At 65.7% G+C, this 7,318-nt stretch carries 8 protein-coding genes and 1 pseudogene; 3 read left to right on the forward strand and 6 right to left on the reverse strand.

The features are described from left to right. Positions 1–96: pseudogene (locus tag H8B02_RS43190) on the reverse strand (LysE family translocator); the annotation flags it as partial. Between the two features lie 151 nt (positions 97–247). After that, on the reverse strand, positions 248–649 hold the full coding sequence (locus H8B02_RS43195; protein WP_229171847.1) for a response regulator: 402 nt from the start codon (positions 647–649) through the stop codon (positions 248–250). A gap of 158 nt (positions 650–807) precedes the next feature. On the opposite strand from H8B02_RS43195, the gene H8B02_RS43200 reads away from it, so the two are divergent. Beyond that, the gene (locus H8B02_RS43200; protein ID WP_229171848.1) at positions 808–1,674 is read left to right on the forward strand and encodes an SDR family NAD(P)-dependent oxidoreductase; all 867 of its coding nucleotides are present in this window, start codon (positions 808–810) and stop codon (positions 1,672–1,674) included. Positions 1,675–1,897: 223 nt separating this feature from the next. Here the strand turns inward: H8B02_RS43200 and H8B02_RS43205 are convergent, their stop codons facing one another. From H8B02_RS43205 to H8B02_RS43220, 4 genes are all read right to left on the reverse strand, one after another. Next, complete coding sequence (locus tag H8B02_RS43205; protein WP_229171849.1) at positions 1,898–2,746, reverse strand: FRG domain-containing protein; 849 nt, start codon at positions 2,744–2,746, stop codon at positions 1,898–1,900. 150 nt (positions 2,747–2,896) lie between these two features. Continuing rightward, entirely contained in the window at positions 2,897–3,703 is an 807-nt protein-coding gene (locus tag H8B02_RS43210) for a lytic murein transglycosylase (protein WP_229171851.1), read from the reverse strand. An 84-nt stretch (positions 3,704–3,787) separates the two neighbouring features. After that, complete coding sequence (locus H8B02_RS43215; protein ID WP_229171853.1) at positions 3,788–4,681, reverse strand: DUF4231 domain-containing protein; 894 nt, start codon at positions 4,679–4,681, stop codon at positions 3,788–3,790. 270 nt (positions 4,682–4,951) lie between these two features. Further along, the gene (locus tag H8B02_RS43220) at positions 4,952–5,152 is read right to left on the reverse strand and encodes an ester cyclase (RefSeq protein WP_229171854.1); all 201 of its coding nucleotides are present in this window, start codon (positions 5,150–5,152) and stop codon (positions 4,952–4,954) included. A 47-nt stretch (positions 5,153–5,199) separates the two neighbouring features. On the opposite strand from H8B02_RS43220, the gene H8B02_RS43225 reads away from it, so the two are divergent. Beyond that, positions 5,200–5,529, forward strand: a complete 330-nt coding sequence (locus tag H8B02_RS43225) for a hypothetical protein (protein WP_229171856.1) — start codon at positions 5,200–5,202, stop codon at positions 5,527–5,529. A gap of 355 nt (positions 5,530–5,884) precedes the next feature. Next, the coding region (locus H8B02_RS43230) for a tetratricopeptide repeat protein (RefSeq protein ID WP_229171858.1) at positions 5,885–7,318 on the forward strand (1,434 nt) is incomplete at its 3' end.

Consider the following 7,318-nt stretch of genomic DNA (forward strand, 5'->3'; position numbering starts at 1 on the left):
CGAGCCCCGGGTCAGCGCCACCGCCAGGGTGTAGAGCACGCCGGTGCCGGGCGAGGCGACCACGATCAGGGTGGTCAGCAGGAAGGACCAGGTCATTTCAAAATCCCCAGGGACATCAGCCGCCAATATCACGTCCCGCCCCCGGGGCGGAAGCAGCCACCGGCCGGCGGCTCCTCCCCCGCGCTGACAACTCTGTCATGAGGGCCCTGGGCTTGTCAGGACCTGGTCTTGTCAGAACCTGGTCTTGTCAGAACCTGCGGACCCCGCCGCCCGACAGCGCCGACGCCTTCGTCTCGGCGACGCGGATCACGTCCAGCGGCGCCCAGGGTTTTGCCCAGAACGTCGCGCCGTCAGGCAGGCGCTGCCGCAGCGGCTTGCCCGAGGTCACGATCACATCGAGATCGGGGCTGTAAATCTTGGCGACATAGGCGAGTTCGACGCCGGTCATGTTTCCGGCCAGCTCGACATCCGTCAACATCAGCACGACGCTGTCGCCGTTGCTCCGCAGCACCAATTCTGCGGCCTCCGCGCTCTCGCAGGAGATGACCTCGAACTCGCTCTCCGCTAGCAGCAATTCGATCATCTGGCGCTGCATCGGGTCGTCTTCGACAACCAGGGCCTTCGCACGACTGGGTCTCGATTGTCCCATGGCTGGGCCTCCCTTGGGTTGAATGCCTCGGTTTGAGAGTGTGACGAGGGTCAAACACCTGGGCGCTGGATAGTTCGGTTCCAATCTGAAAAAATGGGAAAACCCGCCGTGTTCCTCACGGCTCCCGCCACCCCTCGTTGAGATGGAGCGGACCTGACATGACCGCGATCTCTGGATCTGCCGCCGCCGTGACTGGGGCCGCCAGCGGCATCGGCCGCGCGCTCGCGCATGAACTGGCGCTGCGCGGCTGCGATCTGGCGATCGCCGACCGCGACGAGGCCGGCCTGCAGGCCGCCGCGGCCGAGATCGCCAAGGCGAGCCCGCGCAAGGTCACGGTGCATCGCCTCGATGTCAGCGAGCCCGGGCAGATCACGGCATTTGCCGAGGCCGCCGGCGCTGCGCATCCCGGGCTCAACATCGTCGTCAACAATGCCGGCGTGGCGCTGCTCGGCCAGTTCGACGAGATCGAGCAGGCGCAGATGGAGTGGCTGTTCAACATCAATTTCTGGGGCGTGGTGCACGGCACCCGCGCCTTCCTGCCGCTGCTTTCGCGGCAGCGCGAGGCGCATATCGTCAACATCTCCTCGATCTTCGGCATCCTCGCGCCGCCCGGCCAGAGTGCTTACTGCGCAGCCAAGTTCGCGGTGCGCGGCTTCTCGGAAAGCCTGCGCCACGAGCTTGCGGTGGCGAATAGCCCGGTGCGGCTCTCCGTCGTGCATCCCGGCGGCGTCGCCACCAACATCGCGCGCGACTCGCGCACCGGCGCCGGCATCACCGACAATGCCCGCCGCTCCGAAGCGATCGAGCGCTTCGACGCGCTGGCCAGGACCACGCCGACCGCAGCCGCGCAGCGCATCATCGCCGGCATCGAGAAGAACCAGCCGCGCATCCTGATCGGCAAGGACGCCCGCTTCATGGACCTGCTGCAACGCTTCCGCCCCGCGACCTACTGGAAGGTGATGCAGCGGCTGATGGAGAAGGCGGCGGCGCGGCGGCTGGCGCGCGAGGCGGCGAGGGCCGGTTGAATGTGCGGCGTCGCGGGGTGAGGCCCCGCAGCGCAGACGCGGCACACACCCGTCGTCCCGGCGAACTCATCAGACCCGTCATCCTGAGGTGCGAGCGGAGCGAGCCTCGAAGGATGCACGGCCCGACCGGTGGCCGTCGACCCTTCGAGACGGCCGCTGCGCGGCCTCCTCAGGATGACGGTGATTCATCTTCAACGCTGTGCTAATCCGCCCAACGCATACCTTACCCTTCCAACTGCTTCTTCACCCCAAGCGCCAGCCGAAACAGCGGGTCACTTCGCTCCGACGGATAGAGCGCGCTCTTCGTCACCTGCGGGAAATTGTCGTTCTTCCAGAACGACGCCGGCGCGAACGAGAATTTCGCGACCAGCCGCCGGCCGAAATCCATCTCGTAGGGGAAATAGTTTTCCCTCTCGTCGGTGCCGGATACTTCAGGATATTCGCCGAGCAGATAGCCCTCCTGGATGTGCGGCCGCACCGCCGCCGGCGGGCAGACGCTGGAGAGCCGCACGATCTGCAGGCCGGCCTCGGCGCTCGCCGTGATCGCGCCGCTCAAGTTCGGCACGCCGAGCACATAGAGGAAGGCGGTGCCGGTCTCCGCCAGCGAGGCAAACGACGCGGCGATCCGGATCGAATGGGTGACGTCGAGCAGCGGCGTGGTGCAGACCTCGTAATGCTGCAGGATCGACCAGCGCAGGATGCGATGCCGTTTCAGCCGTTCCAGCCCGAGCAGCTTTGCTTTCGCGTATTCCGCAATCAGGATCTGCTCGGCGCGGGCCAGCGCCGCGAACCGCGACGCCAGCGTCGCGCGGTCCGGATTGCCGCGCCCGGCGCGGAACAGCGTCGGCTTCAGCGACGAGTTGCGCTTGACGTTCCTGAAGTCGGCGCCCTGGCCGCGAAACAGCAGCACATGGTCGCGGTTGAGGAATTGCAGCTCGGCGATCTTGGTCGCGAGTTCGAGATAGGAGCCGATGCGATGGCCCGGCCCCTCCCGCACCGCCGCGTTCTTCGCGATCTGGCATCCGCGGCGATCGAAGAACGACCAGATTTTTTGGCTGCCGATCGTTTCCATGGGACGCCACTCATTCTCAACTCGTCATTCCGGGGCGGCCCGCAGGGCTGAACCCGGAATCCATTTGTCCACGCGTGATGCGGCCCGATGGATTCCGGGCTCTCGCTTCGCGAGCCCCGGAATGACGGGTGGAGAGAACCGCAGCTCCCCTCACCGCCCGATGAGCTGATCGGCAAAGTACCCGATGGTCTTGCGATAGATCACTGCCCTGTTCCACTCGCGCATCGCCTCGAAATTCGCGCTGCCTTCGCCGTAGGGCGCGCCCATCTTGAAGCCGTTCGAGTGCAGGAGGTTCGCGGTGGAGGCCAGCACGTCCGGCACCGAGTGGCGCAAATCGACATGGCCGTCGCCGTCGAAATCGACGCCATACTTGATGTAGGACGACGGCAGGAATTGCGTCTGCCCGATCTCGCCGGCATAGGCGCCGATCATGTCGTTGAGCCTGAGGTCGCCGCGTTGCAGGATCTTGAGCGCGGCGAGCAGCTCGCCCTGGAACAGCTCGGTGCGGCGGCAATCATGCGCCAGCGTGGCGAGCACGCGGAACACCGGCAGCTTGCCCATGTCGCCCTTGCCGAAATCGGTCTCCAGCCCCCAGATCGCGACCAGGATCTGGCGCGGCACCCCGTATTGCTGCTCGATCTTCGAGAGCAGCGCGGCGTGACGCTGCAACATGGCGCGGCCGCCATTGATGCGCCCGGAGCCGACGCGGGTTGCGACATACTGCTCGAAGGTCTTGTTGAAGGTGTAGCGCTGCCGCCGGTCGAAGGCGAGCACCCCGCCATCCTGCTGCACGACGCCGAGCGCCTGCGAGATCACATCCTGCTGGATGCCGGCACTGGCCGCCTCCTGCGAGAACGACTGGACGAAACTCGGGAAACTGCCGCCGCAACGGGCGGCATAAGAGGGGGTGGCAAGCAGCAAGGCGCCGAACACAACCGCCAAACGACACCTGAGCATGCAACAATCCCTCCTGCTTCGAATGGCCGATCATGCCACGGAGCAAACGAAGCAGTCAAAGCATCGGCACCGCCACTTGACCTCTCACGGGCTCGGCGTCGCCCCGGACTTGCCGGTGAACTTGGCGATCCAGGACATGTTCTCGGTCGCGAGGATGTTCTCGCATTCGTTGACGAAGTCCGACCATGACGGGCGTGGCCGATTGGTGCAGTCCTCGAGGCGCCGCGCCGTGGCACGATAGGTGGTGACCAGGAAATCGTAGCGCGAGGCTTCGACATGGGCGAGCACGGCACCGCCGAGCGTGGTCAGCACGGCCGTGAAGGCGACCATGTCGAACGGAACACCGGCTATCACAGGCTTGGCTTCCACGCCGGCAACCGCGGTAAGCAGGGTTGCCAGTGCGGCGAGCGCGAATTCGACGTGCCGCAGGCGCGATGCAATGACCTGATAGCGGGCGGCCCGCTTCGTGAACCAGCCGATATGCCCCTGCACGCGTTGCGTGATGTATTGCTGCTGTTGCAGGCCCTGGCGGGGCAGCGACCCCTGCCCCGCGGCCTGGACCAGCTGCGGCAGCAGGTCCTCACCATCGGCCTCGATCTTTCGACCCTCGTCGTCAAGCAAGGCGTCCGCCTTGGCCGCGTCGTCATAGGGGGCTGCGCTGGCAGCAAAGCGATAGGCCTCCCGCTTCAGACGCTCCGAGATCGCACGCGCACGCACCCAGGACGAGATACGATCGGCGCCGAGCAGACGCTGGGTGAAGAAGGTCGCGATGGCGAGGCTCACGGCGCCTGCGATCGCAACCGTGGTGCGCGGCGCCGTCGTGTTGTCCGGCAACTGGCTGGCCACCGCGGCCAGGACCGCACCGAGCGACGACAGCCCGAACACCGACCAGCGCGCCCGGTCGATGGTCGATTTCAGCTGGTTTGCGGTCTCTGACCACTGCGCCTGGCGGTTCGCAATCGTATCCAATATGGCCATCGCAAATATCCTCGAGCAATGCGCAAATTATTTCAGGACAACATCGGCTCCGGCAGCATGATCACAAAACAGGTCTCGGAATAATCGATATCCATGCTCGTTTCCAAATATCGTCGAGCAATTCAAAAGATCATTCTCATCCAATAACAACCTTTGGTCAAGGCGACCAGAGCACGAAATCCTGGCGTGCAGAAGACGCCGATCGGCGGCCCGCGGCGGTCGAAAGCGCCGCCGTGTATCGGAACAGCACAAAGGGATTGCGGTGGAAGCTCAGTCCTTGAGCTGCCGCTCCAGATCGACGAAGTCGATCTCCGCCCAGCGCTCAGAGATCTTGCCGTCGTGAATCCGCCAGAACGTCATGCCGCGGAATTCGACGTGGCGGCCGGTCGGGGCAATGCCGCGCCACGGGCTGCGGTGCCGGCCGCGCCAGACGAAGCGGCCGGCGACGATGTCGCGCTCGGCCACCAGCATTCCGCCACCGCCGACAGATCGGCAAAGGTCTCATGCAAGGCCGCTGAATGCGCGATCACTTCCTCGGCGCTCATCCGCTTGCCGGCGGCATGATCGAAGAAGTCGGACGCCAGCTGCGCGCGGATCGCATCGGGATCGAGACGATTGGTCACGGCGTCGTAATGCGCGAGCACCAGCGCCTTGTTGGCGTCGAGGGTGGCGTTGGACATCGGCGGGGCGCCTTCGATCAAAGGAAAAGTTGCAGAAAAGGAAGGATGCGCCTCATACGCGAATCGGGCGGGACGGTGCAAGTGACGATGGTCAGAAAAAACCGCCGCTTTCGACCGGCGCGCGTTTCTATTCCGAAGCGAAAGGCGGTTGCCGGGAAAGTGCGATGACTTGCGCGCGGGGCTGCCGCTCCCGAAGCCAGCCCGATGCGTACGGCATAACCAGCCGCGGCGGTAACATCATCCGATGGCTTGACCATGCCGGTGGAATGCAAGCGGCGGCCCGCGGCATCCGGCGGCGCATGGCACGGGAGCAATTCGGGACCCGATGCGTGAACGCCGGAGGCGCTGGCGGCGACCAAGAAGCACGAATTCGGCTCGCCGGTTCCGCGCCACGCGCGACCGGCCGCCGTGTCTTGTTCATGCAAAAGCGCGCCGCTAAAGCGTCGTCAGCCTGTTGCGACGAAGCCGTCATTTGCGGGGAACGCGATCCGATGACGGACGATACGATGAGGATGCGCCATCGATGACGATCACCGGGGGTTTCGTACGTGCGCGCAGGGCAGCCGCATCGCTTAGTATCATCTTCGCGCTCAGCGCGACGCTGACCGGAACGATCGACATTGCCGCAGCGCAGGACGCCCGCGCCAAGCGAGCGCCGGCGCAAGGCACCGGGAGCACGCAGGCGATCGCCGTGCAGATGAAGAACGCCATCGCGCTGGCGCGCGGCGGCAAGTTCGACGCGGGCTACGCGCAACTGCTTGCCGCGCTCGACGCCGCCGACAAGCTCGACGGCGCGCAGTTCGTCATGGAGCAATATTTCGACGCGACGGCCACGCTGCGCGCGGTGAAACGCGACGACCTGGCCGAGAAGCTGTTCGTGCGGGCGTTCCAGGGCAAGGCGGCGGCGCAATCGCCGCCCGGAAATGCCGATGTGCTCCTGATGTACGCGATCCTCAAATCCGACCACGCCAGGATCGCGGAGGCGGTCCCGCTCTACATGAAGGCGATCGCCGCCTTCAACGCCTATTGGGGCGAGGGCTCCGAGGAATCGCTGATCGCCAACGACAAGCTCGCGGTCGCGCTGTCGGCCAACGGCTCGGCGGCGTCGGCGACGAATTTGGGCCGGCACAATTTGGAGCGCTCCGAGAAGGCGCTGGGGCCCGACCATCGCACCACCTGGAAGCTCGCCAACAACTATGCCGACATGCTGCGCGAGATCGGCGCACCGGCAAAGGCGCTCGAGCTCGATCTGTTCGCGATCGAGAAGCGCGCCAAGCATTACGGCGAGAACCATCTCAATACGCTGGTGACGGTCAACAACGCCGGACAGGATTTTCTCAATCTCGGCCGCTTTGACGATGCCCGCCGCTATTTCCGTCGCCATCGCGCGATCGCGACCGCGCTCGCGCCGAAAGATCCGAGCTTCGCCGGCCAGGCCGATGCCTGGCTGTTCTACACCGACATGCTCGCCACCAGCGACGCCGGGATGCCGCAAGCCGATCTTGAGCGGCTGGAGGCGATCGTCGCCAATGAAGCGAATTTCGCGGACTTCCTGCGCATCAAGGCCGCGGTGCTGGCGGCCGGCCGACGCGAGCAGCGCGGCGAGCCGGACAAAGGCATGCGGCTGCGCGAGACCGCGCTGGCGATTTCGACCCGCGCCTTCACCGCGCAGCATCCGCTCAGCTTCGAGATCAAGCTCGGCATCGCGACAGCCCTGATCGCGACCGATCCGAACCGCGCCGTGCGCGCGTTCACCGCGCTCGACCGCGAGATGTTCGACTGGATGAAGCGCGAGGTCGGCACATCAGGCGATCGCGCCGTCGCGGAGGCGACCCGCGCCCATGCCGACCATCTGCTGTTCGCCTTCGGCCGCTTCGCCACCTCCGCCGGATCGTCGGAGGCACAGCCGGCCTTTGCCGCCGCCGTGCTGCGCTGGAAGACGCTCGGCGGCGGCGAC

This window comes from Bradyrhizobium altum, assembly GCF_020889705.1.
GTDB lineage: Bacteria > Pseudomonadota > Alphaproteobacteria > Rhizobiales > Xanthobacteraceae > Bradyrhizobium > Bradyrhizobium altum.

What these genes read in the sequence shown, in the direction of transcription:
- H8B02_RS43220 (WP_229171854.1), bottom strand. Translation starts at nt 5,152, where the DNA reads ATGCTGGTGGCCGAGCGCGACATCGTCGCCGGCCGCTTCGTCTGGCGC.
- H8B02_RS43215 (WP_229171853.1), bottom strand. Translation starts at nt 4,681, where the DNA reads ATGGCCATATTGGATACGATTGCGAACCGCCAGGCGCAGTGGTCAGAG.
- H8B02_RS43205 (WP_229171849.1), bottom strand. Translation starts at nt 2,746, where the DNA reads ATGGAAACGATCGGCAGCCAAAAAATCTGGTCGTTCTTCGATCGCCGC.
- H8B02_RS43225 (WP_229171856.1), top strand. Translation starts at nt 5,200, where the DNA reads ATGCGCGATCACTTCCTCGGCGCTCATCCGCTTGCCGGCGGCATGATC.
- H8B02_RS43210 (WP_229171851.1), bottom strand. Translation starts at nt 3,703, where the DNA reads ATGCTCAGGTGTCGTTTGGCGGTTGTGTTCGGCGCCTTGCTGCTTGCC.
- H8B02_RS43200 (WP_229171848.1), top strand. Translation starts at nt 808, where the DNA reads ATGACCGCGATCTCTGGATCTGCCGCCGCCGTGACTGGGGCCGCCAGC.
- H8B02_RS43195 (WP_229171847.1), bottom strand. Translation starts at nt 649, where the DNA reads ATGGGACAATCGAGACCCAGTCGTGCGAAGGCCCTGGTTGTCGAAGAC.